The organism is Desulfosalsimonas sp. (assembly GCF_046483245.1).
GTDB lineage: Bacteria > Desulfobacterota > Desulfobacteria > Desulfobacterales > Desulfosalsimonadaceae > Desulfosalsimonas.
Genome location: NZ_JAWODO010000101.1, coordinates 1 through 24,935, shown reverse-complemented (window position 1 = coordinate 24,935; position 24,935 = coordinate 1). Strand labels below are relative to the sequence as shown.

Genomic DNA, 24,935 nt, shown 5'->3' with positions numbered 1-24,935 from the left:
CATCCCTGAACCTTTCGTCCTGCACTGCAAGGGCCTTGTTCCAGGCAAAGCGACAGCACCCGGCGAATTGGGCGAACTTCTGTTTTTCCACATCCCGGAGCTTGAGCCTGAATTTATATCCCTTGCGTATGAGCATGATTTGTATTATAGTCTTGGCCTATGGATATGTCAAGCAAATTAAGAACTGGGAGACATTGTGTATTTAATCTCCATGTTCACTTGGTGTTTTTGACAAAGTACCGGCATGGAGTATTGACCCCGGATGCCATTGACAGCCTGCGCGAGATTTTTGATTCAGTGTGCCGGGATTTCGGGGCCGAGCTTGTGGAGACAAGCGGCGAAGACGACCATGTGCATTTGCTAGTAAATTATCCTCCCAAGGTTCCGGTTTCCAAACTGGTCAACAGCCTCAAGGGAGTATCGAGCCGTCTGTTAAAAAAGAGGCATATGGAGTTGGAGAAAAAAAACTGGAAAGCCAGGCTTTGGAGTCCGAGCTATTTTGCCGGATCTTGCGGTGGTGCCCCAGTATCGGTCATTCGGCAGTATGTAGAACAGCAGAGGGAGAAATAGTTTCCGAGGCAATTTTCCTGAAGGAAAAGACCTCGGAAAGCGCTTTATATCCCCTCCCTGAAGGAAGGGGTCTTACGGCGCGGATGATAAATAAATCATATAAGGTTTATTTTTTGTTTTAAATCTTAAAAGGTTTAATTTTTGCCTGGCTTCAAAACCTGCTGCAAAAAAAACATTTTCACGGGTTTTCGCACGCGGGGGGTCGGGTGACGGTTTGCTCCCTGCTGACCGCTTGCGCGCTCAAATGCGACTCGCAACCCGTCCCCCCGCCCGCCCCGCGTGGCCGCCCCCAAATCTCTGATGGCCGGGGAAAAACAGGTGATGCCTGTCTGTGCGGTATCTCCGTGGCCCCCGGTGGGGGTGCAGGCCCGCTGACGCATTGCACGTTGGGCCGGCCAGCAGTTCTTGGCGAAGCGAAGCGGCCGCGGCCGAATTACTTCGGCCGCAGCGAAGCAAGCCTTAGAACTGCCCGGCCCGAGTGCGCGTCAGCCGGGCCTGCACCCCCACCGGGGGCCACGCGAAAAACGCGAAAAAAGACGAAGAAGATCGGGCTGGCTCAGGATTTTCTTTTTCGGCTTACAGGGGTCATGACAACGCGGAATCCCAGGTAGTTGCCCTTGAAATCCGCATTCACGCTGGCCCTGTAGGCACAGCGAAGTTCGGTCGGGAAATTGCACCAACTGCCGCCCCGGATCACTCTTCGGGAACCTTCCTCGGAATAAATGGGGTTTTTATAGCCGTGACGCCTGTAGGCCTCTTCATGGTAGGCATCCTCACACCACTCATACACGTTTCCCGCCATGTCATGCAAATCCAGGCCATTGGGCTCCAGTCCGCCAACCGGGTGCGTGCTCATGCCGCTGTTGGCAGAATACCAGGCAATTTTGTCCAGGGATTTGTCTCCGGGGTATTTTTCCTGGCGGCCTGCACTTCTGCAGGCGTATTCCCATTCCGCCTCCGTGGGCAGACGGAAATGATACCGCCCCTTGTTCATGGCGGTTAATTTCTGGATAAAATCCCGGGCATCATGCCAGGAAACCTGTTCCACGGGGTATAGGCCGCTACGTTTAAACCAGGCCGGATTTTTGCCCCGCACCTTTTGCCAGAGGGTGCTGGATGCGACTTTTTTCCACTGTTCCTGGGTTACCGTGTATTTCGCCAACCAGAATCCGTCGATAAACACCTCGTGCACGGGCATTTCATCGCGGTTGCCCTCGCCGTCCCAGGTTCCGCAGCCCATTTGAAAAACTCCGGTGGGAACCCAGATAAAAACCATGCCGATGGTGGGTTCCACCCAGTTGTCCCCTGGCTGGTGCGGGCCGGACGCAGCAGGCGGCACCCGGGGCTTGTCTTTGGCCGTCTGGCGTTCTGACCCGGTCTTTTCCTGGGATCCGGGCTCGGATGCCGGGGCAGCAGAAGAGAGTTGCTTTGCAATATCTGTTATGGCGGGCCCGGGCGTTTCAAAGCCTGCAATTCGGTTGGTGCCGCCTGTGCCGGTTTCCACAAAAGAAGCACTGCCCCGCAGGTAATCAAGGATGGCTTCAAAATCCCGGGGACGGTCCTGGGGGCGGAAATTCAGACACTGGCTGATTAAAATCTGGATACCAAACGGCAGGTCCGAGCGGGTAAATTCCAGGTCATGTTCCCTGATCCGCCGAAGCCTTTCACTAAAGGTCTCCTGTTCATACGGAAGCGCACCGGCCCAGATGAAGTAGCTGACAAACCCGTAGGAAAACACCAGGCTGGAGATGCCCGCCTGGCTGCTGTGGGAAAGGAGCTCCGGGGCGGACCAGTTGGGGGTGAACTGGGCGCTGGAGGAAACCGGGGCGCTGCTGATGCGCTCCAGCCCCCCGAGGTCCCCGATAATTAATCGGTTGTGCTGGTTGATCAGCAGGTTTGAGGGCTTGAGATCCTTGACGATAAACGATTCCCTGGTCCTGTCGGAAAGCCGGTTTAAGATTTCAGCCAGCTCCCGCATGAGCTTTTCCGCCTCTTCCGGGGGCAGGGGAAAATGGCCCAGCACACGGTCAAGCAGGTTATAGGGGCAGAATTCCATCAATATCACCAGGTGAGCCCTGGCCTCCTGCTTGGACACCTGTTTGTCCACCAGGTGAAAATCATAGATCTCAATGACGCCCTCGCCCTTGATCATGTCGTAATATTCCTGGATGGCATAAAAATCATGGGAAATCTTGGAGTCCAGGTCCCCCGGGGTGCGGTGGGACAGGGAGCGCTCCAACATGATGGGCACCACCTTGACCGCCCGCTCCTTGAGATTGTCCTTTACATGGTAGACCACCCCGTAAACGCCGGACCCGATTTTCCGGACAACCTCGTAGGTGGGAAGGCATTTTTTAATGATGTCCTTCAATGTTATTCCTCGATTCGGGCAATAATGAAACTGGTATTGTCGGTCAGTCCTTTCCTTCTGGCGGCGTTTGCAAGCCTGGCCCCGTTTTTTATCGGTTCGGGGCCAAGTAGCTGATGGATTTGCGAATCCGGAAAAATATCTGTGAGTCCGTCAGAGCAGATCAGGTAGGTGGCTGAACCGTTGACGGGATGCTGGTCGGTATAAACTTTGCGCTGGGGCCACACCTGGGAGAATACCGGTCCGATTCCGAATTCGATTAAATGTTTGTAAGGATGGGTGGCAGCTTTTTCCGCATTGACCATTTTCTGGTCCACCAGGTCCTGGACCAGGGAATGATCATGAGAGACGTATTCGATAAAATCCGAATGGAAGCGGTAAACCCGGCTGTCTCCGGCATTAAAGACAATGGCCGTCATTCCGTCGCAAAGCAGCCCGGCAATAGTGGTGCCGCAGTGCAGCGGCAGATCTTTTTCGGCCCGGGCCTGAATGGTGTTTAAGGCATCGCGCACTGCCTGCCGGGAGATGCCGTTGGTCCAGTTGTGGCTTTCAATTTGTCTGCAGGTAAACTGACTGGCTTCCGCCCCGCCCTGGTGACCCCCCATGCCGTCGCAGACGGCGAGCAGCAAAGTGTCTGTGGAGAAGCTGTTTCTGCGGCTCAAAAGATCGGCCTGAAACAAACTCTGGCCGTCGACTATGCAGTCCTCCTGCCGGTGGCGGGGTCCGATCATCATGGCTGAAAATATCTGGCATTGCATAAAATTGGCCGCAAAAGTGTGGTTTCAGATCATGGACATCATGGCAAAACCGTTTGGAATTTGCAATACTGTTTTTCTTTGGATTCCAGCGGGCAAGGCGGTCTTCAGGGTTTTGCTACCGGAGCATGCCTGTCTGGCGGAGCCGGTAAATATAAATGCACACAACAATGAGGATGCCGTAGCCCAGGAGATAGCCGCCGATCATCTGTGTTGTGGTGCCGGAAAATCCGGGCGAAGAAGATGGGCCAGGAAATACGGGCAATGCCAGCCGTGCGATGAGCAGGCCCGTGAAAATCGGAAAAGCCATGCGCCGCATCAGGAAAAGACTGACAGCGCCTGCGATGTTGGCTGCGGGCAAAACTCCCCACAGGGAAGCCTGCAGAAGCGTTTTCATGCTGTTGATTTCTTCCGGGCCGGCCCCGCCCCGGTAAAGAAGAATCAGGACCATGGCCACGGTCATCAGCCCGGATACGCCAAATCCCATATAAAAAATCGAGATCAGCCACACCCAGATGGAACGGCGGGTTTTGGGTTGTGCCGGGCTCATTTCACGGCCTTTGGTACAAAGGGTGTCAAAGATTATGCGCGCCGCAATGGCAGCGCACCCAAAAAACTCTTTACGCCTTGATCTTTTGGGTGCCCTGCCGATTAATGCCGGTCATCGGACAACTTGCGGTCAATGGGCCGCGCCTTCGGCTGCCTTGGATAAGTCAGCGGCGCCGCTTTCAAATACTTTCGTGGCCGTCTCCAGAACTTCCGGCGGAAAACCCACCACCTTAAACATCACGCCAAAGGCCAGTACCCAGACGACCACCAGGCAGATGACCCAGAGGGCAAAGCCGTACTTGATAAAATCAATCGGTGCAATGGCGCGTTGTCCGGTGTCCGGGTAAGTGCCAAGCCCATAGACAATGGCGTTGTTGGGGGTTCCCACAATGAGAAAATGGGCAAATGAGGTGGCAAACGCCACGGCCATGCCCGATGCCCAGGGTTCGCCGGCAACCTCCGACATAATTCCCATGGGAATGACAATGGGTCCTAGAAGGGCCGTGGTTCCGGCATCAGACATGAAGTTGGTCATCAGGCCGGAAAATGCGGACAACCCTACCCAGAGGCCGAATCCCTGGCTCATGCCCGCAAAGCTCAAAATGCCCATAACACTCTGGGCAAGCCACAGGGCGGCGCCGGTTTCCTTGAGCAGGGCGCCCAGGGTCAGGGCACCGCAGTACATAAACCAGGCGTCCCAGGAAATGCCGCCCAGAATTTTATTCCATGCCGTGGTGCGGAAAATCACGGGGATGATCAGGGCCAGCAGCGCAGGGCCGCCCAGGCCGAGATCCCCGAAAATCCAGAGCCCCAGGATGATGATCAGCATGGCAAAGGTCACATATTCCTCGTATTTCATTTTGCCCATTTTCCGGGTTTCCTCCTTCATCGCCACAAGGCCCGGGGTCAGGTCCTTGTGCTGGAGTTTGCCGGAAAACAAAACAATCATGTACACGGCCACGATCAGGCCGAGAATCGGCACCATTGGAAACCCGTAGGTCATCCAGGTAAAAAAGTCCATGGGGACGTCATAACCCTGCCAGAAACCCATCATGATCACGTTTCGTCCGCCTGCGGCCGGGGAGCCAACGCCGCCCACGTTTAAGGCAAAACATAACGTAAAAAGCAGAAACTTGGCCAGGTTGGGGTCGTGTTCGATTCTTCCGCCGGTGCTTTTTTCAGATACCACACCAAAGTAGACCGCCATCATCACCGGGGTCATGAATGCACACATGGCATGGGCGGAGATAAAAGAGCCGATAATGGCCATGCTGATGCACAAAACAAAAATCGGGGTGTAAAATCCCTTGGTCCACCCCAGAATCCAGGTGGCCAGGCGCTTGTGCAGACCCACGTCCACAACGGCCACCCCCATGGCCAAAACACCGAGCAAAAAAAGCGGAGCATCACCGGCAAAGGTTTTGCCGATCATGCTCCGTGGCAGAAGGCCCAGAAAGTAAGCCAAAAGCGGCATCAGGATGCCGGTCAACCCGATGGGAATGGCTTCTGTGGCAAAAAAGATAATGGCCATGGGGATGATGCCCAGCACGGTCATGGCCTTGTCTGCGGCCTGGTCCAGGTTTTCGGCAATGCCCCAGTCAATCATTTTGCTGGCAATGCCGTGTTTGTCAACGGTTTCCACCAGGCTTTCAGGGGTGGGTAAAATAAATCCGACCACAACAAAAAATGCAATACCGACAATCAGCCAAAGGGTCTTGTTGGCCAGAATCCCGCCCTGGCCGCCGGTGTCTATTTCATGGCTCATATGTGCAATCTCCTCCGGGTTTCAACTGTTTGAACTCAGATTAAAGGCTGCATTCCTTCATTGCGTCCACGACCTGTTTAAATACGTCGGTCAATCGCAGAATGCCAACAATGTTGTCCTGGTTGTCGGTCACCAGAAGGGATTGGTGCTGCCCCATGACCAGCTGGTTGATGGCCACATCCAGGGAATCTGTGTTTTTTACAAATTCGCCTTCTTCAGGAACGTGCATGCAGTCTTTTGCCTGCATGCCGGCAGCCTTTTTGCAGATATCCACCAGGGGTTTGTCCCAGAGTGAGAATTGTTTGACCATGGATCGCAGAAATTCCTGGCTGAATCCGCTGGCCATCATTCGCCCGGCATTTCCGCCGGCGGCCTGCTTGTATTTTGGCTCCAGGCTGCGCAGAATGTCGAGCTGGCTGAGTTTTCCCACGATATTTTTGTTTTCGTCATAGACCAGGATGGCCCTGTGGGGGTATTGTGCACCCGGACGGCTGTATTCCTCCTGGGCTTTTTCAAGGGCCATGACTGCATCAAACAGGTTGGCGTGCTTATTGATGGTAGCGTATTCGTCCAGCGGTACCATCATGTCGTGGACCGTAATTTTCTTCATGGCAGCACTCCTCTTATTTTCCGGTGCTGTCACCGGGTTTTGGCCAAATCCTTCTGATTTTTGCGAAATTGTTTAAATGCCGGCTCCGGATACTTCCTGCGGGAGATGTTTATATATTGAGCCTGTCCATTTTTATATCAATTAAAGATTTTCATGGCACCATCTGAAAACTTGCTTTTTACTCATGTACCAAGATTTTGGGCTTACTAAAATTTTTTTTGCGTGTCCAGTTTTTTGTTTCAAGGTGTTTATGTTTCAAAATGTTTTACAGTGCATGTTTCCAGGTTTTCGGGCAGTGAAAGCATTTGAAAAAATGGGGCTGACTTTTGTGCTGAAGTAAATGAAAAAGATATTATAATCTCTTCTGCGGGTTGCAGGCAACAGTGAAATTCGGTATGGTTCTTTTTTAATGTGCATAAGGCTTTGAGCCTGCTTTGGTGAACCTTTTTATTGTGTTAGGAAAATAAATGATTTTGCAAACCACCGGTTCTGTGACGCCTTTGCTGCATGTGCTCGGCCCGTCTGATCTGCCGGCTTTTCTGATTCTCTCCGATCTGCTGGCTTTAATTGATGCGGGCATGAGCGCCGTGGCCCCGCAATATATCCGTGAGGCAAAGGCTTTATTAAACGGCCGCGGTCCTGATGACCTGTTTTTGACCCATGTGCATTATGATCACTGCGGAGCTGCGGCATGGCTGAAAAAGGCTTTTCCGGAAATGCGCATCTGCTGCTCAGAAGCCGGAAAAGATCTGCTTTCGCGTCCCAATGCGGTTTCCACCATTGGAAAGTTAAACCATGCCGGTGCCGGTTATCTCCAACAGATGGGCCAGGCTGACAAGGAGGCCCCGGAATTTGAGGTCTTTGAAGTAGACCGTGTCATAGAAGACGGCCAGAGCTTTGCCCTGGCACCGGACCTGAGCCTGCAGGCGTTTGCCACCCCGGGCCATACCCGGGATTCCATGAGCTTTTATCTCCCGGAACAAAAAATTCTGTTTACCGGAGAAGCTGCCGGCATCATGGCGCCGGACGGCTATATTTTTTCAGAGTGGCTCACGGATTACACCGATTATATGGACTCCCTGGAAAAACTGGCTGACCTGGAAGTCGAGATTCTGTGTCCCGGCCACGGGTTTGTCCTTACCGGAAAAGATGCCGCCGATTACATGCCCAGGGCCATTGAAAGCGGTCACAGGTTCCGGGAATTGATTGAAACCATCCTTGAGCAAACCGACTGGGATGTGGAGAAAGCCAAGCAGCGAATCAAGCAGATCGAGTATGACCCGCTTGCCGATCCCAAGCAGCCGGAGTTTGCCTATCTGTTAAACCTGGAGGCAAAGATCCGCGCGGTTATGCGGGTTTGCACCCAGTGATCCGGGGATTGCCGGCTGCGATGTTCAGGCCTGAAGTCAGGAATCATCCGGTTGCTGCCAGGAGTAGCTTTCCAGGTCAATGACCAGTCGGTTGTCCGGCGGGGGCAGGTCTGTCCACCAGCCTTCCACCAGGTCTTTTTGAAAAAATAAAACCAGTCTGCCCATTATCCCGGTGCCCTTTGCGCTGATAACCGTATCGGGTTTCTGCTCGTCGCCTGCCAGATGGGCCAGGTAGGCCTCGGCGATTTGCGGAGCAAGCAGATCCATGCCTTTTTCTGAAACATGGTATTTTTCCAGTGCATCCCTGGCCAGGCCCACGGTGCCTTCCAGGGCAAAGTTGCGGGCATACTCTGCAAAACCTTCGGGTATGGAATCAATGGCTTTTATAAACCGGCTTTCAATGGTGCAGGTCTGCCCGGCTGAAATGGTGATTTTGCGCCACGGGCAGGGCCAGGTCACCAGGGAGCCGGTTTCAATGTCAAATACAGGGCCGATGGGATCTGCAAACTGTTTTACCGTTATGTCCTGGGCGTGGAAATGGCCGGTAAACACCAGGCGCACCCCGTAGGCCGCAAGCATCCGGGCAATTGCTTCACTGTGATCCACCACATATTCCCCGTAATATTTTTCATTTCCGGGGTAATGCGCCACCAGTCCGTGGTGCATCATTGCAATGGCGGCCTTGTTGTTTTTCCGGGCCTGTATCAGCATCTCCTCAAGCCATTTAAGGGTCTTGTCTGAAAAACGGCCGTTTACCACCGGATGGCCGCCGGCCCTGTTTTTGCGCCACAGGCATGAATCCAGGGCAAAAAGCCAGAGCCCGTCCACGGGTTCGGCCACATAGCTCAACGATGCGGGGTCACGGGCGATGGCATTATCGTATCCGTAAGCGCCGTAAATCTCACTGAACTCTTCGGGCTCCACGGTTGCCACGCCATGGCTGCCTTCATTGGTATAGCGCACCGCCTCGGGGTTGCGGACGTCATGGTTTCCCGGAACCACGTAGATGTCTGCCGTCGGGTGCAGGCTGCTGATTTTCTCAGCCACCCGCAGATGGTTGATCCGCTCGCCGTCCTTGGTCATGTCCCCGCAAATGAGGATGAAATCCGTAGGTTCTTTTTGTATCTCAGAAGCGGCGGCCTCCAGGATTTCATCGCTTAGGGCCAGCATTTTTCGGTCTTCGCGGATGTAGCGGGCAAAATCCGGCCCCGAGGTCCCAAGGCCGGGATGGTAATAATGCGGATCAGTGAGAACAATAAAGCGGGCGGCGGGGTAATCGGCCGGCTGCAGCAGCCTATGGGAAAGCTTTGGGTCCTGCTGATACCGGAAAGAGGCCGGATCCGGTCCGGATTTGCCGCAGCCGGCAAAGGAGATGCATGCCAGCAGTGCGACGATCAAGGCAATTGGTCGGGTGCGCATGGGCGGCTCCTTTCTGTGGGGATTTGAGTGATTCTATATCATAAAGGCCGCGTTGTTTCACGTCAAATGCTGATGGCGCCGTAAAAAGCCCAATATCTGCGTTACGCGCGATTCCTCAGAATTTCTCGTACGGATAAGTACGCTGCATTCTTCGGAATCGCGCAAGCCTTGATCTTGAACTTTTTCCGGCGCCATCTGAAAACTTACTTTTTACGAAACCATCAAATGCTGGCCGCGGGCAAAAAATCGTGAACAGGGATTGAATTTGGCATTGTCCGCATGTACAAACAAAGCCATGGAAAAGGACGGGATGAGCCATGTTTTTTTTGGCCTTTTCCGGTTGGCGCCGGCCTGTTCCCATGTCTATTTTTATTTTGTCAAATGAAAAGATTCACCCCATGTCCCAGGGAGGCCTGCCCATGTTTAAAGAAGTCGAATCCATATTGTTTGCCACCAACCTTTCGGAAAACTGCCGGCCGGCATTGGATGCCGCCATCGCCATGGCCACCCGGCATCAGGCGGAACTGGTGCTGCTCCATGTGGTTGACCGGGAGGTGCCCGGCCAGATTGAGGAGCATTTCAAGGGCGTTTTGGGGGAGGAAAAATGGGCGGCAATCAAACTGGAGCACGAACAGGATGCCCGTCAGGCGCTGATCGGGAAAATGTCCACGGATAAACTCAGCCGGAAGGTGATCCAACGTTACTGCCGGGATGCGGGTATGGACCCGGATACCTGCGGCTTTGCCTGGCGGGAGGTTGTGGTCCTAAACAGCGATATTGCCGGCACCATTGTTTCCCAGTGCGATGGAAACAACTGCGACATGATTATCATGGGCAGCCGCAAAGGGTTTTTGGGGGGAAATTCTGTGGGGTCGACCATCAAGGCGGTTTTGCGCAAATCCAAAATCCCGGTGCTGGTGGTGCCGGCTCAATAAGAGCGGTTTGCAGACCTGGTCTGGTCCCTGAGCTGTTTTTTTGCGTATTTTACCGGAAAATCCGGATGCATAAGATACGGCCGCATGTTCTTGTCAAAATCCGCGCGCAGACTTTCAAAAACGCCGGTTTTTTCCTGTTGGTCAATAAACCGGCGCTGACGGGTATGCTCCCAGACAAGCGTTTCTCCCAGTCGGTTTTTGATCTCCTCCTGCGGGGGTAGATCATTGTCCTGGTTTGTTCCGTAAAGGCTGTGGACGGAAACAAAGAGGCGGGCCCGAAGGATCACCAGCATCCGGTCTCCGATCTGGGTGACAGATGCGTCATAAATTTCCAGCACAGCCTGGTTGTCCAGAATCGTTTTTTCAATCAGTGTCTCTTCCATCAGATCTGTCTGCCTTATGGTTATTTGTGCTGATTTATTGGGAAAATAACTGCAATTGTATCTGTCTGGATTTTTTTGAAAAATTGTCTGAAGCCGGTTTTTTGAGATCCGCTGCGATTTCGGCCATAAACGGCGACGGTTTCTGCTGCCGGGTTTGGCCGTAAATTTTCCGGGTCCGGGCCGAGCACAGAAACAGCTCGGACATGGCCCGGGTGATGCCCACGTAAAAAAGCCGGCGCTCCTCTTCAATATCTGTCGGCTTGCTGTCCGCCCCGTGATAGGGAATCAGCCCGTCTTCGCATCCAGCCACAAAAACCACCGGAAACTCAAGTCCCTTGGCGGCGTGCAGGGTCAAAAGCGCGACCTTTTCGCTGTCATCTTTGCAGAAATCCGGATCTGAGCAAAGGGCCAGCGCCTCTGTAAATCCACCGACATCTGCGCCAAAGGCTCCAGCCATCCGGCGCAGTTCTTCTAAGGTTTCTTTTGTGCGTTCATGGGCTTCGGGCAAAAAGGGCCCGAGCCATTGGAAAATCTTTTCCAGTTTTTCGGGTGCCGGATCCGCACGGGAGCTTGTTTCCAGGTCTGTCAACTGGTTGATAAAACGCCCCAGGCTTTTTGATGCCCAGGAACTCAGGCATTCCACCCCGGTCCGGTGGGCCTCTGCCAGCAGGCCGTTGACCGAAAGCCCGCGCTTGCGGCTCCATGCCTTGAGATCGGCCATGTCTTTTTTGGGAAAATCAGGGAAAAGCACCGCCAGGACCCGGATCAGGTCCCGGCTGGCCGCGCATCCCTCCAGGATCTTGAGGGCTGAAACCGGTTCTGCAATGCCTGCAGCCTCCCAGGCATGGGCCTTGCTGGCCAGCCGGCAGGGAATGCCGGCGTCTTCAAAAACCCCGGCAAAGACTTCTGCCTGGGCACGGGTGCGAAACAGCACGGCAAAATCGGCAAATGAGCGCTGGGCCCCGTCCCCGGCAAATTGGGCCGCCTTGTCAAAATCATGGAAATCAAAGCCCATGCCGCCCACCATCTGCTCGATGGTCTTGCCCACGGCCACGGCTTCGCCCCGTTGATCCGCCGCCTGGATCAGATGAAGGTGAGGGGTGCCGGAAATGCCGGAAAAGACGGGTTCGGAATGACGGTTACCGTCTTTTTGGTCCAGGACCTGGCCGGCGGCTGAAAGAATGGTTTGCGTGGACCGGTAATTCTGCCGGAGACAGATGATTTGGGCTCCCGGAAAATCCTTTTCAAAACATTGGAAATAGGCCGGATCCGACCCCCGGAATCCGTAAATGGACTGGTCCGGGTCCCCGATGACGCAGATCTGACCGTCTGCAGGACAAAGCTGTCTGACCAGCCGGTACTGGGCGTAATTAAGGTCCTGGTATTCATCAATAAACACAAATAGTAGCCGCTTGCGCAGGGTTTCGCACAGGGCCGGATCTGAGTCCAGGTGTAGGACGGTTTGGCAGAGCAGGTCCTCGTAGTCCCACAGGTGTTCGGCATCCAGGATGTCCTGGTAGGCGCTGTAAATTTCCGAAAACACCGGGGCTGTATTTCCGGCAATGGCCTTCAGGTCGTCATCCGGGCCAAGAATCTGCTGTTTTGCCGCCGCCACCAGGTCCATGAGGGTTTCGATCCGGTCATTGACCTGTTTTCCCCTTGCCTTGACCATGTCTGCGGCTTCGGCAAGCAGGGCGCGCCGGTCCTGTTCATCGGCAATGCCGTGATCCGCCGTGTTTTTGATTTCCTTGAGCAAGGAAAAACAGAAAGAATGAAAGGTCCGGGCTTCGGGCAAAGCGGAATCCGGCCCCAGTAGGCCCGCTAAGCGCTGTTTCATCTGGTCTGCGGCCTTGTGGGTGAAGGTGACCGCCAGGATCTGTTCCGGAGCGGCGGCCCGGGTTTGCAGAAGCCATGCGATCCTGCAGGTAAGGGTCCGGGTTTTGCCTGTGCCCGGTCCGGCCGATATCAGCAGAGGGCCGCCGGCATGGGTCACGGCCCGGTTCTGGTCCGGGTTAAGGCTGGCAAGAACCGGGTTTTCATGATTTTTTGCCAAAGGGGTTTGCGGGCCCGGGGTTTTTTCCGCGGGTTCGGGATCCGTGGAAGGCGTTATGGCCTGTTTGGATTTTGGCTTTTTTTTTACGGGCCCGGCCGGCAGGTCGAATAAAACCTGCTGGCCGGTTAAATGTTCGCGCTGCTCCGGGGTGAAAATGGTGACCCGGCCGTACTGGCCGTCAAATCCAGGCTGGCGGTGGACCCGGCCCGCCCGCATGCGTTCCACGGCCTGGGCCAGAAGCCCGTTTCCAGAGGCGCGAATTTCTTCCACGGGCATGTCGTGCAGTATCCTTAATTCCGGGCCCAGGCGGCTGATGACCGTCTGCCAGGCGCCGATCACCTTTTTGCTTTTGGGCCCGACGCTCAGCAGCTCGGACAGGATTTCAGCCAGGGGAATGAGGCTGTAAAACGGATGGGTTTTTTCGGGTTTTTCGCCTTCCTTCCGGCCGGCGAGCTGCTCGACCCGGTAGAGCACCCCCACGGTGACCGGGTTTCCGCATACCGGGCAGATGCTGCTGTTTTCAATGGTTTGTCTGGGGTGCAGGTTGACCCCGCATTTGCGGTGGCCGTCCTGGTGGTATTTGCCTTCTTCTGGGAAAAATTCCAGGGTGCCCAGAAATCTTTCCGGGTTTCCGGTTGCTATTGCACTGCGCATGGCATCATAGCAAAGTTCCGTGTCAAACAGGTTGGCCTCCCGGCCCAGGTTGGCCGGTGAGTGGGCGTCGGAGTTGGACACCAGGGTGCGGTTGTCCAAATCCCTGATCCGCCAGTTCATGGGCGGATCAGAGGACAAGCCGGTTTCCACGGCAAATATGTGATCGGAAAGATCTTCGAAGCATTCGGCCACTGAGTCAAACCCGGATTTGGACCCGAACAGGGAAAACCAGGGAGTCCAGATATGAGCCGGGATCAGAAAACCCGATTCATGGGTTTCAAGCACGATTTCCAGCAGGCGCTTGGAGTCCAGGCCCAGGATGGGCCGGCCGTCTGCCTTGAGATTGCCGATTTGCGAAAGCCGGGCGTTGAATTTTTCCACGTGGGACAGTTCGGGGAAAAAAACCAGATGGTGAAGTTTTCGCGTAACCCCGCCCTTTTTATAGATGTTGCTGATCTCGGTGCTTAGCACAAAGCGCACCGGATAATTACCGGCCACGGAAATCTGTTTTTCGCACTGCTCTGCCAAGTCGTCTTTGAGCTTGAACATGCCCTGTTCCGCAGGCTCCAGGTATTGCCGGATTTCATCGAGCCATTGGGGATGGGTGGAGTCCCCTGTGGCCACCACGGTAATGCCCTTTTGCCGGGCGGCCATGTAAAGATGGGGAAAATCCAGGTTTTTGGCCGTGGCCCGGGAAAAGCGGGAATGAATGTGCAGATCAGCAATATATTTCATGGCTTGATTTTTTATCACACTGCCCGGAAGACTTCAAGGCAGGGTTTGGCCGCAGACACCAATTCCGGCCCGAATAGTGCCAGCTCGGCTAAAATTTTCCGCTCAGGGATGGAAAAACTGACCCGGCCGAAGATAGACAATGCTTTTTATGGTTTTCGCATGAGCAGTCCCGGGGGGCAGATTGCTCCCTGCTGACCGCTGGCGCGCTCAATGCGACTCGCAATCTGCCCCCCGGGCCTGCTCATGGCCAGCCATCGTGTCAATTGCGGGTATCCGGGAAAATCTCCCGAAGAAAATTTCCAGGGAGTTTCTGCAGATGGGTTAGAGGTCATTGTTTGGCCTCACCGCGCTTGCAGAAAGTTGGCCATGGGGCGGGGCGGGCGGCGGTTTACGAGTCGCATTGAGCGCGAAAGCGGTCAGCAGGGAGTAAATCGCCGCCCGACCCGACCCATGCGAAAATCCCGCCAATCTTTCGATCGGGAAAAGCGCTTCGGGCAACTCCGGTGCAGAGGCTATGTGGTGGGGTTGCTCAATAAAGACAAACTCCGGCCTGAAAAAAGACTTGCCTGGAAAACCGGCAGCGGGTTATGAAGTGACCTTTGATACAAATCCCCCACTCAAATGAAATGGATGAATTTATGCAGCTTTTGGCTTCCACCCTTTCCGTGACCCGCTACCGGGTTCAGGGAAAACCGGCCGAGCCGGTGATGGACACGGTCCGAAACGGGCTCAAGGATCAGATGATCCGGGAGATCGACAATGATCCGGCCCAGAAGAGCATCGGATGGACCGAATCGGCCCGGCCCTTTGCCCCGGATTTTGCGTCCGCCCAGTTCATGTTCGGCAACCATCTGGTGTTTTCCCTGCGCATGGACAAAAAATCGGTCCCTGCAAAGATCGTTGCCAAGCATGTGAACATGGCCACGGCCAAACGCCTGGCGGATAACGGCCAGAGCCATTTGTCAAAAAACGAAAAGCGCCAGATCAAGGAAGAGGTATTGCACCGGCTCTATACCCGGGTGCCGGCCACGCCCAATGTCTATGACCTGGTCTGGGACATGGAGGCCGGGGTTTTGTGGTTTTTCTCCAATTTAAAAGAGGCCAACGAGGAGTTGGAGACCCTGTTTTCAAAGTCGTTCCGGATATCGCTGATCCGGATGTTTCCCTATACAGAGGCCGATCTGGCCGCCGGGCTTTCAGATGACCAGCGCGATGCCTTAAAACAGGCCGGACCCGCCCTGTTTTCCGGAGGTGGCCATGCTTGATGTCTCTGTTGCTTACAACCGGTACAAGTTTCTGGGCCACGAGTTTCTGACCTGGCTGTGGTACATGATTGACACGGATTTTGAGGCCCTGCAAAAGGCGGATCCGGAAATGGACGCCCTTGCCATCGGCAACCGGATCGTGCTGGAAAACCACCGGCACAACCGGGATGAAACCATCACCATCCGGGGAGACGGCGCGGGTTTGGAAGAAGGGGTCATGGCCCTGACCAAGGGGGCCAAGGTCACGGAAATGCACCTGATTTTCCGGGCCGGGGAACTGGAGTGGCGGTTTTCCGTCAAGGGCGAAAGCCTGAGCATCAGCAGCCTGAAAACACCGCAGACGGCAAAGCTGGAATCTGCGGAGGATATCGAGGGCGCGGTGCTGGAGAAAATCTATCTGGTGGAACGCGTGGTCAAGCTGGTGGAGCAGTTGTATGCCCAGTTTGCAAAACAGCGGTTTGATCCGGACTGGGACAAAAACGTCGTGCACCGGATCATGGACTGGATACGCCAGGGCCCGGCAGCGGATTAAATGGCGCATGCATCCGGTCCAATCAGGGTCAGAAAAACAGGTCGGTAATCAGGATCCGGGCACCAATGGCCATGAGGATGATGCCGCCGGTCATTTCCATGCGCGGGCCGAATCTGCGGCCGAAAACACGGCCCAGGCGGATGCCGGCAAGCGACATGGCCGATGTGATCACCCCGATCATGATGCTTGGATACCAGATGGCCACATTCATCATGGCAAGGGAAAAACCCACGGCCAGGGCATCAATGCTGGTGGCCAGAGACAGCACCACCAGGGTCAGTCCCCGGGAGGGGTCCTTTTTGATTTGCTCTGATGGGTTTTCAAGGCTGCCGCGGATCATGCGCAGACCTACAAACATCAGCAGGCCAAAGGCAACCCAGTGGTCCACCGCAGATACCAGGTGGGCAATTCGGGATCCGGCATACCAGCCGAGCACCGGCATCATGAACTGGAACAGGCCGAAATGAAAGGACAGCCGGAATATGGCCCTGGGATGCAGCCGGCCGGCGGTGCCGGCGGCCACGGACACGGCAAAGGCGTCCATGGCCAGGGACAGGGCAATGAGTATGATTTCAGCGATATTCATCAGCGCGCAGGCCGGAGTTGTATGATGCGTTGTGTGCACGTGTGACTGTCTGCATTTGTGAGGTATCAATACCCATTGAAAATATCAACCAGGAAAGGAGATGGACCTATGAAAGATGTGGTGATTGTATCTGCCTGCCGGACCCCCATCGGCATCTTTGGCGGAACGCTCAAGAGCCTCACCGGTGCGCATTTGGCCTCGGTGACAATGAAGGAAGCCGTTGAGCGGGCGGGAATTTCGCCTGAAATCATTGATGATGTGCGTTACGGGTGCTGCATGGAGCCGGTGGACGCGTTAAACGTCGCCCGGGTGGCCTGGCTTCTGGCCGGTTTTCTCGATAGCGTGCCCGCTGTAACCCTTAATCGGGTCTGCATTTCCGGCATGGAGGCGGTGCTGTCCGGCGCGGCCATGATCCAGGCGGAAATGGCGGATGTGATCCTGGCCGGCGGCGTGGAGCACATGTCCGGCGTGCCCTATGTGGTCGAAGAGGCCCGGTGGGGCTGCCGGCTTCAGGACCAGACATTCAAGGATGCGCTCATCCATGGGCTGCACTGCGGTTCCCATATTCTCCCGCACCCGGAAGACGGGCCGGTCAACGCAGATGAGCCGCCCCTGTCGTATTTCAAGGGCAAGCCCTATATTATGGGCCATACCGCGGAATTCATTGCCCAGCACATGGGCATTTCCCGGGAAGAAATGGACGAGGTGGCCCTGCGCAGCCATAACAACGCCGAACGGGCCAACCAGGACGGCTCCTTTGCCGGGGAAACCGTGCCCGTGTCCGTGCCCCGGCGAAAGAAAGATTCGCTGATGTTCGAGCATGACGAGCATTTCCGGCCGGGGCTGAAAATGGACGATCTCCGGAAACTGCCCCCGGCGTTTGTGCCCAAGACCGGCACGGTCACGGCCGGCAATTCCAGCGGCATCAATGACGGCTCTGCGGCCATGGTGATCATGAGCGCGGAAAAGGCCAAAGAACTGGGATTAACCCCGCTGGCCAAAATTCGCGCCACCGGCAGGGGCGCCTGTCATCCCTCGGTGATGGGGCTGTCCCCGGTGCCGGCCGTCAAGGACCTGGTGGCCAAAAGCGGTATTCAAACAGATGATTTTGAGTTGATCGAGGTAAATGAAGCCTTTGCCGCCCAGTACCTGGGCTGCGAAAAAGAGCTGGGATTGAACCGGGAAATCACCAATGTCAACGGCTCGGGCATCGGGCTGGGCCATCCCGTGGGCGCCACTGGAGCCCGGATCATGGTCACCCTGATCCATGCCCTGCGCAAACAGGGAAAAACCCTGGGGCTTGCCACTCTGTGCGGCGGCGGCGGCGTTTCCATGGCAACAGCGCTTGAAATCCTGTAACAGGGAAGGCCGGGCAAAAGCGATGTAAAGCATTTTTGGCAAATGGCGGGGTTGTTTTTTTTGCCCCGCCATTTGCGGATTCTTAAGTGTATTCGGGCGATTGCTGCTGCGCGGAGTTGAGCAGGTCTTTTACCACACTGAGCAGCGGCGGCTGCAGGTGCCGCCATTTAGGATGTATGGCCCGTCCCTGGTCCCAGACAAAATCCACGGCCACGTATTGCTCCGGGATTTCGTATTCATTTCGCATGCCGTAGCGCACCGGGGGATAATATTCCACATACAGCATCCGGTTAAAATCAATGGAGAAATCCTGGATCACCCTGGTGGCAATATGGCCGGCGCAGGAACGCACCGACATTTTGCTGTCGGCCACGTCTGATACCACCACCACCTTGGGCCGTAACACCGTCACCCGGTTTTCCATACCCTCCTGCCTGCGGTCAAAAACCCAAAGCCGGCATTTGCCGCTGGCCAGGCGCAGCTTGCCGCCCCAGCCCTCCCATTCGTAAATGTCGTTGTAAATCAGCATGCCCCTGGTGATTATCTCCTTGACAACAATGTGGTGATGCAGGCACTTACTATACGTTTCATTCAGGATGGCTTTCTGGAAATCTTTTTATTTCTATAAAAAATAAGGATGCAAGTGCCGGATGGCAAATCAATCCCCCCAACAAAACACGGATATCACCCGCCTGGAGATAGACGGCAAACAGATTGTTTTGGTGGGCACCGCCCATGTCTCCCGGGAAAGCGCAGAACTGGCCGAATCGGTAATCCATGAGGAAAAACCCGATACCGTGTGCGTGGAGCTTTGCGCCTCCCGGCACCAATCCATCCGCAACAGCGCCCAGTGGCGGCAGATGGATATCGTCAAGGTGGTTCGGGAGAAAAAGGCCTTTGTGCTTCTGGTCAACATGATGCTCACCGCGTTTCAACGGCGCATCGGCAAAAAACTCGGGGTGCGGCCCGGCGAGGAAATGGTCCGGGCCCTGGATGCGGCCGAGGCTGCTGGTGCCGGGGTCTGCCTGGCAGACCGGGATATCACGGTAACGCTTTCGCGCACCTGGCGCAGCACGAGCTTCTGGAACAAGATCAAGCTGTTTTTTCAGCTCCTGATGTCCATGGGCGGCATTGATGATATTGATGAGCAGGCCATTGAAGAGATGAAAAAGGAAGACATCCTCCAGAGCCTGCTCTCGGAACTGGAAAAATCCCATCCGTCCATCCGGCAGATTTTAATCGACGAGCGGGACCGGTACCTGGCCCACAGGATCCGGCATGCAGCCGGGGAAAAGATTGTGGCCGTGGTGGGTGCCGGTCATGTGCCGGGCATCAGCAAATATCTTTTCGATGATATTGATCCCGCCCCTCTGGAGACGGTACCCCTCCGGGGAAAAAGCTTGGTGGTGCTCAAATGGCTGCTTCCCCTGACCATTTTATTGGCAATTCTGGCCGGGTTTTTTTTCGGCGGCGCCCAGACGGGCAAGTCCATGGTTTTCTGGTGGGTGGCGGCCAATGCGGTTTTTGCCGGCATCGGCACTGCGGCGGCATTCGGACATCCCCTGACCATACTTTCTGCCATTGGTGCGGCTCCCCTTACCTCATTAAATCCCATGATTGCCGCAGGCTGGGTGGCCGGTCTTGTGGAGGCGGGCTTGCGCAAGCCCAAGGTGGGGGATCTGGAGGATCTGTCCACGGATATTTTGTCCATCCGGGGTTTCTGGCGCAACAAGGTCACCCGGATTCTTCTGGTGGTGGTGTTTGCCAACATCGGCAGCATGGTGGGCACCTTTGTGGCCCTGCCGCTGATGGCCCGGGTGCTCGGGGCCTGACAGGTTAGGTTCAGGCCTTCGGCCGCGAAAACCGGAGGTTTTCCGGCCGGACGGGACCGGCCCGCTACGGCTGTATAATCTTTACCACCCGTCTTTGATACACCTGCCCGGCGGGCAGGGTGTGGGTGGTGTTGACCACCTCCAGCCGGTTTTGGGCAAACAGCCCGATGCATTCCGGATAAAGTGCCCATTCCTGGGCCAACCCCTTTTTTTTCACATCCGCAAGGGTGTCGGTTTCTTCGATGGCAAAGCAGCGCTGGCCGATAATGGGTCCGGAATCCTCGCCGTAGTCGATGAAATGCACGGTGCAACCGCCCACCTTGCAGCCGTGGCGGAAAGTGTCGCCATACCCGTCAGTGCCGGCAAACGCCGGCAGAAGTGCCGGGTGAATATTCATGATCCGGGGCCGGGCCGGGTCCGTGTTGATCCGGTCGATAAAATAAGGGGAAAGATTGCGCATAAACCCGGCCAGCACCAGCAGATCAAAGGGGTAGGGTCGCATCTGTTGAATCAAGGCGGCTTCGGCAATGGCTCTTGTGCGCAAAAAAGTCCGGACCTTTTGGGCCTCTGCATATGCGGTGAAAAAAGATTGTTTGCCCAGGATTTCCGCTTCGTTGAAATCCGGCGGCAGGGTTTGGGACCGGGGATCGGCGCGGTAATCACGGATGATTTTTTTGTAGTCCACCACAAACGTGGCAATGCTGCGTTCGCCGGCTTTTTCCAGGCCGGCGGACCCGGGGTTGTCCGAGCCGGTAAATACCACCTGTCCATTGATCTGTCCTGTTTCACAGGCTTTTAAAATGGCTTCCAGATTGGTGCCCGATCCGCTGATCAGTGCGCCGATACGAAGGCGGGATGTTGTTTGCACGTTTTTTTCTTTCCTTGGTTGTCTCACTGCTTGACACGGGTATGCCGATACATTAGAGAATGTGACTTCTTAGGCGATGATGCGGATATCATCCATACTGAAATGCGTATAAAAAAAAACTTTTTTTGTAAACAAGGAATCCGGGCGCACCAACCGGTTCATGCGGCGTGCTCGGTCAAGGAAATGTCTATGAAGGAAATGGACCGGCTCGTTGGCATCATGGAAACGCTGCGCGCCCCGGGGGGGTGCCCCTGGGATGCCGCGCAAGACCATGAAAGTCTGGTTCCCGCCTTAATCGAGGAGGCTTATGAACTGGCAGAGGCCATTGAGTCCGGCGATTCGGCGGCCATGGTCGAGGAACTCGGCGATGTGCTGCTGCAGGTGGTGTTCCACAGCATTATCGGCCGGGAGCAAGGCGCATTTGACCTGGCCGATGTCATTGATCGGCTCAGCCAGAAGCTGATTTATCGCCACCCCCACGTGTTTGGCCAAACCCGGGTCGCCGATGCCCGGGAAGTGGCCCGCAACTGGGATCAGCTGAAAATCGGGGAAAAGGGCAAAAGAGACAGAACGGGTATTGCCGACGGCATTCCCGTGTGTCTCCCGGCGCTGATGTACGCGGCCAAGCTTCAGACCCGGGCGTCCAGGACCGGCTTTGACTGGGCCGATGCCTCGGGGGTGATGGAAAAAATTCAGGAGGAAGCCGATGAAACCCGGGCCGCCCTGGAGACCGGGGATCAATCGGATGCCGCAGATGAAATCGGGGATTTGATTTTTTCCGCGGTCAATCTGGCAAGAAAGCTCGGCATTGATCCGGAGGCCGCCGTGCGCCGTGCAAACCACAGGTTTGCAGACCGGTTTGCCCGGATTGAAAAGACTGCCGCAGACCGGGGCATTTCTGTTGCCGATATTCCCATGGATGAAAAGGAGCGTATCTGGCAGAAGGCCAAGTAAAAAAAACGGCCTTTTCCGTATCCGGGCCGTATTTTTGCAGTGCGGGCACCCTGTTTTAAGTTGAAGTATTTATACTTTTATTGCAGCAGGTTACAATAAAAGGTCCCGGAGCGGACATGGGCCGGATGACAGCCGCGTGAATGATTTTTTTGACGAAATTATAAAAAAAATGGCAAAGGCATTTATTTAAAATTTCAGTAGTTATGTGCATATGTTCAAAAAATGTTTTTTGTTGTCTTGACAAGCCCTTAGCAGGGTGTTTTGATACTTTTTTTGAAAATTAGTGAAGAAGTTACCCATGAAAAACATATTGCAATTATAACGTATCGGGTTTATCCATCCTTAAACCGTGCCCGTGGGGCCTGGGGATAACTGCCTTACACAATGAGGTTCGATTATGAATTTTAAGAAGAAGTTGTCAGCAGCTGAATTCGTGGTGCTTGCCGAGATGAATACCCCCAAGGGCGTGGATATCTCGGAGCTCGTGACCAATGCCAGGCGAGTAAAAGACCGGGTGGATGCCGTGGTGGTGCCGGACATGGACAACGGGGTGATGCGCATGAGCGCCCTGGCCGGGGGGGCATTGCTTCGCCGGGAGGGTCTGGAGACCATCGTGCATGTCTATGGCCGGGATAAAAACCGGATGGCCCTGCAGGGAGATGTCCTGGCGGCATATGTGCTGGGCATTCCGCACTTGCTGGTGGTCCCGGCCGAGCCCATGTCAAATGGCGACCACCGTGAAGCCGTAACCGTTGACGACCTTGATGAGTCCGGGATTCTGCAAATGATTCGCTCCCTGCGCGAGGGCGTGGATCTGTCCGGCTTTGATCTTAAAGGAACGCCGGATTTTACCTCGGGATGTGCTATGGCACAGGTGGCAGACGACAGCCGGCTGGACCAGGAGATCGAGACCGTAAAACGAAAAGTCGAGGCTGGCGCTCAGTACATTGTCACCCCGCCGGTGTTTGATCTGGCCGCCTACGGCCGGATCGCGGATGCGTTAAAGCCCCTGGGCGTGCCAGTGATCGCCACGGTGTTTTTGCTGAAAAATGTCGGCATGGCCCGATATATGTCCATTCATGATCCGGGTTCCCGGATTTCCGAGGACATGATCCGGCGTATCCGCAAGGCCCCGGACCGGGAGGCCGAATGTATCCGCATGGCCGGCGAAACTGCGGCGGAACTGAAAAAAATGGTTCAGGGCATCAAGATTGCCACCCTGGGCTGGGAACACCGGCTGCCCGATATCCTGGCCAGCGCCGGGCTATAGTCAGAAAGCCGGATTGTCAGGCGGCCGGGTGCCGGCTGACCGCGTTTGAAATGCGGCAATCCAAATCATGCTATCAATGGGGGAACCCATGCAGGAATATACGGATATGAACACCAGAGAAACGGACAAACAAAGCGTGCTCGTGATTGGCGGGGGCGTGGGCGGCATCCGTGCAGCCCTGGACCTGGCCGAGTCCCGGCGCGATGTGGTTCTCATTGATAAATCCTATGCCATTGGCGGGCTGATGACCCGTCTGGACCGGACCTTTCCCACCAACAACTGCGACTTGTGCACCATCTCACCCCATCTGTCCGAAAGCGGCCGACAGCTTCGCCTGGATTTAAAGCCCATGACCGTTGTGGAACAGGTGGAGGGGCAGGCCGGTGATTTCAAGGTCACGATCCGGACACTGCCCCGCTACATTGATGTGGAAAAATGCACAGCCTGCGGCGAGTGTGCGGAAAAATTTCCGGACTGGGTCCGCTTTACCCCGGGCCTTGATCCAAGGGCGCCGACATGCATGCGCTATCCCCAGGCAACACCGTATGCATTTTCCGTTGATGCCGATAAGGTCACGGATTTTGGCGCACTGCAGAAGGCCTGCAAAGTCGGGGCCATTATCCCGGATGACCAGGAAAAAACCGAGACCCTGTCTGTGGCATCCATTATCCTTTCCACAGGCGCTGAATTATTTGATCCGGCAGTGCTGGACAATTTCGGCGGCGGCCAGTTTCCCAACGTGGTGACCGGCCTGGAATACGAGCGGCTCATGTCCGCCTCCGGACCCACCCTGGGTCAGCTGGTGCGGCCTTCGGACAACAAGCGGCCGGCCCGGGTGGCCTGGATTCAGTGCGTGGGATCCCGGGGCATCAATCGCCAGGACGTGCCTTATTGTTCCAGCGTCTGTTGCATGTATGCCTTAAAGGAGGCCATTGTCACCAAGGAGCGCTTTGCCGAAGATATCGAGGCCAGCATCTTTTATATGGACATGCGGACCTGCGGCAAGGATTATGAGCTGTATCTCAACCGGGCAGTAAACGAATACGGTGTGAACCTGGTCCGCTCCCGGCCCCATTCGGTGGTTGAGGATCCGGAAACCGGCAACCTGGTCATCACCTATGCCACAGACGACGATGAGCGCCAAAAGACAGAGGTTTTTGACATGGTGGTGCTTTCCACGGGCTTTCGAATCCCGGCCAGCACCCGGGAACTGGCCGGCCGCCTGGGCATTGATCTCAATGAACACGGCTATGCGCAGACCAGCGGATTTTCTCCGGTGGCCACTTCCCGGCCGGGCATTTTTGTCTGCGGTGTGAGCGAAAGCCCCAAGGATATTCCCGAAACCATGATTCAGGCCAGTGCGGCCGCAGCCATGGCCGGAACCCAAGTGCGCCTGGAACAAGACACCGGGGCGGAAGAAGAGGATTTCCCCCCGGAAATCGATGTATCCGGCCAGGATCCCCGGCTGGGGGTGTTTGTTTGCGACTGCGGCCCCAACATCGGTGATGTGATCACGGTTTCCTCGCTCGTGGAAGAGGTCCGTTCCTTTCCCGGAGTGGCCTATGCCGAAGCCGTGGGCTATGGATGCAGCAAGGAATCCATGGACAAAATGGAGTCCCTGATCCGGGAGCACGGGTTAAATCGTGTGGTTATCGGCGGATGCTCCCCCCTTCCTAAAGCTTGCCAGGGAAAACCATTCGCTTGTCATACCCGGCTACACCCACACCCAGGAGGCCCAGCCAATAACCCTGGGGTTCTGGGCTAGCGCGTATGTCTCAATGTTCAACCGCGACATAGAACGGCTCGACAATGCATACCGAAACGTAAACACGAATCCGTTGGGTGCTGCGGCGTTAGCAGGTACTAGCTTTCCTATTGACAGAAAGCTCACGGCGAGGCTTCTGGGATTTGATTCAGTGCACGTGCATACCCTTGATGTGATAAGCAGCAGGGACTTCATGGCGGAGACACTGTCTGCCCTGGCCATACTGATGAGCAATCTAAGCAAGCTGAGCGAGGAACTAGTCTACTGGAGCACCTACGAGTTCGGTTTCCTTGCTCAGAGCGCCCCTCGCCCATCTGCTCAGCCTGCGCCGAAAGCTC

General features: G+C 55.5%; 23 protein-coding genes. 11 read left to right on the top strand and 12 right to left on the bottom strand.

The genetic code is table 11. The features are described 5' to 3' along the window. Positions 1–136 (bottom strand): helix-turn-helix domain-containing protein (locus R6U41_RS09070; RefSeq protein WP_410269518.1); only part of this gene is annotated, 136 nt, incomplete at its 3' end. Positions 137–159: 23 nt separating this feature from the next. On the opposite strand from R6U41_RS09070, the gene tnpA reads away from it, so the two are divergent. Beyond that, on the top strand, positions 160–570 hold the full coding sequence (tnpA, locus tag R6U41_RS09065) for an IS200/IS605 family transposase (protein ID WP_410269516.1): 411 nt from the start codon (positions 160–162) through the stop codon (positions 568–570). A 556-nt stretch (positions 571–1,126) separates the two neighbouring features. Here tnpA and R6U41_RS09060 read toward each other — a convergent pair. The 5 genes from R6U41_RS09060 to R6U41_RS09040 all read right to left on the bottom strand — a co-directional run bounded on the left by R6U41_RS09060 (position 1,127) and on the right by R6U41_RS09040 (position 6,617). After that, positions 1,127–2,941, bottom strand: a complete 1,815-nt coding sequence (locus R6U41_RS09060; protein WP_410269515.1) for an SUMF1/EgtB/PvdO family nonheme iron enzyme — start codon at positions 2,939–2,941, stop codon at positions 1,127–1,129. Between the two features lie 2 nt (positions 2,942–2,943). After that, complete coding sequence (locus tag R6U41_RS09055; protein ID WP_410269514.1) at positions 2,944–3,672, bottom strand: PP2C family protein-serine/threonine phosphatase; 729 nt, start codon at positions 3,670–3,672, stop codon at positions 2,944–2,946. A gap of 139 nt (positions 3,673–3,811) precedes the next feature. After that, positions 3,812–4,243: a hypothetical protein gene (locus R6U41_RS09050; protein WP_410269513.1), complete on the bottom strand. Its 432-nt coding sequence runs from the start codon at positions 4,241–4,243 to the stop codon at positions 3,812–3,814. Positions 4,244–4,372: 129 nt separating this feature from the next. Next, positions 4,373–6,007, bottom strand: a complete 1,635-nt coding sequence (locus R6U41_RS09045) for an SLC13 family permease (RefSeq protein WP_410269512.1) — start codon at positions 6,005–6,007, stop codon at positions 4,373–4,375. A gap of 40 nt (positions 6,008–6,047) precedes the next feature. After that, entirely contained in the window at positions 6,048–6,617 is a 570-nt protein-coding gene (locus R6U41_RS09040) for a CBS domain-containing protein (RefSeq protein ID WP_410269511.1), read from the bottom strand. Between the two features lie 467 nt (positions 6,618–7,084). Here R6U41_RS09040 and R6U41_RS09035 point away from each other — a divergent pair, with 467 nt between their 5' ends. Beyond that, on the top strand, positions 7,085–7,987 hold the full coding sequence (locus R6U41_RS09035; protein WP_410269510.1) for an MBL fold metallo-hydrolase: 903 nt from the start codon (positions 7,085–7,087) through the stop codon (positions 7,985–7,987). Positions 7,988–8,023: 36 nt separating this feature from the next. Here the strand turns inward: R6U41_RS09035 and R6U41_RS09030 are convergent, their stop codons facing one another. Further along, positions 8,024–9,406, bottom strand: coding sequence for a metallophosphoesterase family protein (locus R6U41_RS09030; RefSeq protein WP_410269509.1), 1,383 nt, complete (start codon positions 9,404–9,406; stop codon positions 8,024–8,026). Positions 9,407–9,765: 359 nt separating this feature from the next. Between R6U41_RS09030 and R6U41_RS09025 the strand changes: the two genes are divergently transcribed. Beyond that, a complete protein-coding gene (locus tag R6U41_RS09025; RefSeq protein ID WP_410269508.1) occupies positions 9,766–10,341 on the top strand; it encodes a universal stress protein in 576 nt (191 codons plus the stop codon). Here R6U41_RS09025 and R6U41_RS09020 read toward each other — a convergent pair. Beyond that, positions 10,335–10,724 (bottom strand): hypothetical protein, encoded by a 390-nt coding sequence (locus R6U41_RS09020; RefSeq protein ID WP_410269507.1) that lies wholly within the window; start codon positions 10,722–10,724, stop codon positions 10,335–10,337. The two genes, R6U41_RS09025 and R6U41_RS09020, sit on opposite strands and share 7 nt — an antisense overlap. Before the next feature lie 34 nt (positions 10,725–10,758). Beyond that, the gene (locus tag R6U41_RS09015) at positions 10,759–14,166 is read right to left on the bottom strand and encodes a UvrD-helicase domain-containing protein (protein WP_410269506.1); all 3,408 of its coding nucleotides are present in this window, start codon (positions 14,164–14,166) and stop codon (positions 10,759–10,761) included. A gap of 638 nt (positions 14,167–14,804) precedes the next feature. Here R6U41_RS09015 and rdgC point away from each other — a divergent pair. Beyond that, positions 14,805–15,431 (top strand): recombination-associated protein RdgC, encoded by a 627-nt coding sequence (gene rdgC, locus R6U41_RS09010; protein WP_410269505.1) that lies wholly within the window; start codon positions 14,805–14,807, stop codon positions 15,429–15,431. After that, the gene (locus tag R6U41_RS09005; protein WP_410269504.1) at positions 15,424–15,963 is read left to right on the top strand and encodes a hypothetical protein; all 540 of its coding nucleotides are present in this window, start codon (positions 15,424–15,426) and stop codon (positions 15,961–15,963) included. The genes rdgC and R6U41_RS09005 overlap by 8 nt, the downstream gene beginning before the upstream one ends. A gap of 28 nt (positions 15,964–15,991) precedes the next feature. Here the strand turns inward: R6U41_RS09005 and R6U41_RS09000 are convergent, their stop codons facing one another. Next, complete coding sequence (locus R6U41_RS09000) at positions 15,992–16,549, bottom strand: manganese efflux pump MntP family protein (RefSeq protein ID WP_410269503.1); 558 nt, start codon at positions 16,547–16,549, stop codon at positions 15,992–15,994. 108 nt (positions 16,550–16,657) lie between these two features. On the opposite strand from R6U41_RS09000, the gene R6U41_RS08995 reads away from it, so the two are divergent. Further along, positions 16,658–17,908: a thiolase family protein gene (locus R6U41_RS08995; protein WP_410269502.1), complete on the top strand. Its 1,251-nt coding sequence runs from the start codon at positions 16,658–16,660 to the stop codon at positions 17,906–17,908. An 82-nt stretch (positions 17,909–17,990) separates the two neighbouring features. Here R6U41_RS08995 and R6U41_RS08990 read toward each other — a convergent pair whose 3' ends face one another. Beyond that, complete coding sequence (locus tag R6U41_RS08990; protein WP_410269501.1) at positions 17,991–18,437, bottom strand: hypothetical protein; 447 nt, start codon at positions 18,435–18,437, stop codon at positions 17,991–17,993. Between the two features lie 121 nt (positions 18,438–18,558). Between R6U41_RS08990 and R6U41_RS08985 the strand changes: the two genes are divergently transcribed. Continuing rightward, positions 18,559–19,740, top strand: coding sequence for a TraB/GumN family protein (locus R6U41_RS08985; RefSeq protein ID WP_410269500.1), 1,182 nt, complete (start codon positions 18,559–18,561; stop codon positions 19,738–19,740). Between the two features lie 64 nt (positions 19,741–19,804). On the opposite strand, the gene R6U41_RS08980 is transcribed toward R6U41_RS08985, so the two are convergent. After that, the gene (locus tag R6U41_RS08980; RefSeq protein ID WP_410269499.1) at positions 19,805–20,608 is read right to left on the bottom strand and encodes a phosphoribosylglycinamide formyltransferase; all 804 of its coding nucleotides are present in this window, start codon (positions 20,606–20,608) and stop codon (positions 19,805–19,807) included. 189 nt (positions 20,609–20,797) lie between these two features. Here R6U41_RS08980 and mazG point away from each other — a divergent pair, with 189 nt between their 5' ends. The 4 genes from mazG to R6U41_RS08960 form a co-directional block, all read left to right on the top strand. After that, entirely contained in the window at positions 20,798–21,562 is a 765-nt protein-coding gene (gene mazG / locus R6U41_RS08975; protein ID WP_410269498.1) for a nucleoside triphosphate pyrophosphohydrolase, read from the top strand. 397 nt (positions 21,563–21,959) lie between these two features. Next, entirely contained in the window at positions 21,960–22,832 is an 873-nt protein-coding gene (locus R6U41_RS08970; RefSeq protein ID WP_410269497.1) for a methylenetetrahydrofolate reductase, read from the top strand. Between the two features lie 106 nt (positions 22,833–22,938). Continuing rightward, the gene (locus tag R6U41_RS08965) at positions 22,939–24,597 is read left to right on the top strand and encodes an FAD-dependent oxidoreductase (protein WP_410269496.1); all 1,659 of its coding nucleotides are present in this window, start codon (positions 22,939–22,941) and stop codon (positions 24,595–24,597) included. After that, a partial coding sequence (locus tag R6U41_RS08960) for a lyase family protein (RefSeq protein ID WP_410269517.1) occupies positions 24,539–24,935 on the top strand: 397 nt, incomplete at its 3' end. The genes R6U41_RS08965 and R6U41_RS08960, both read left to right, overlap by 59 nt.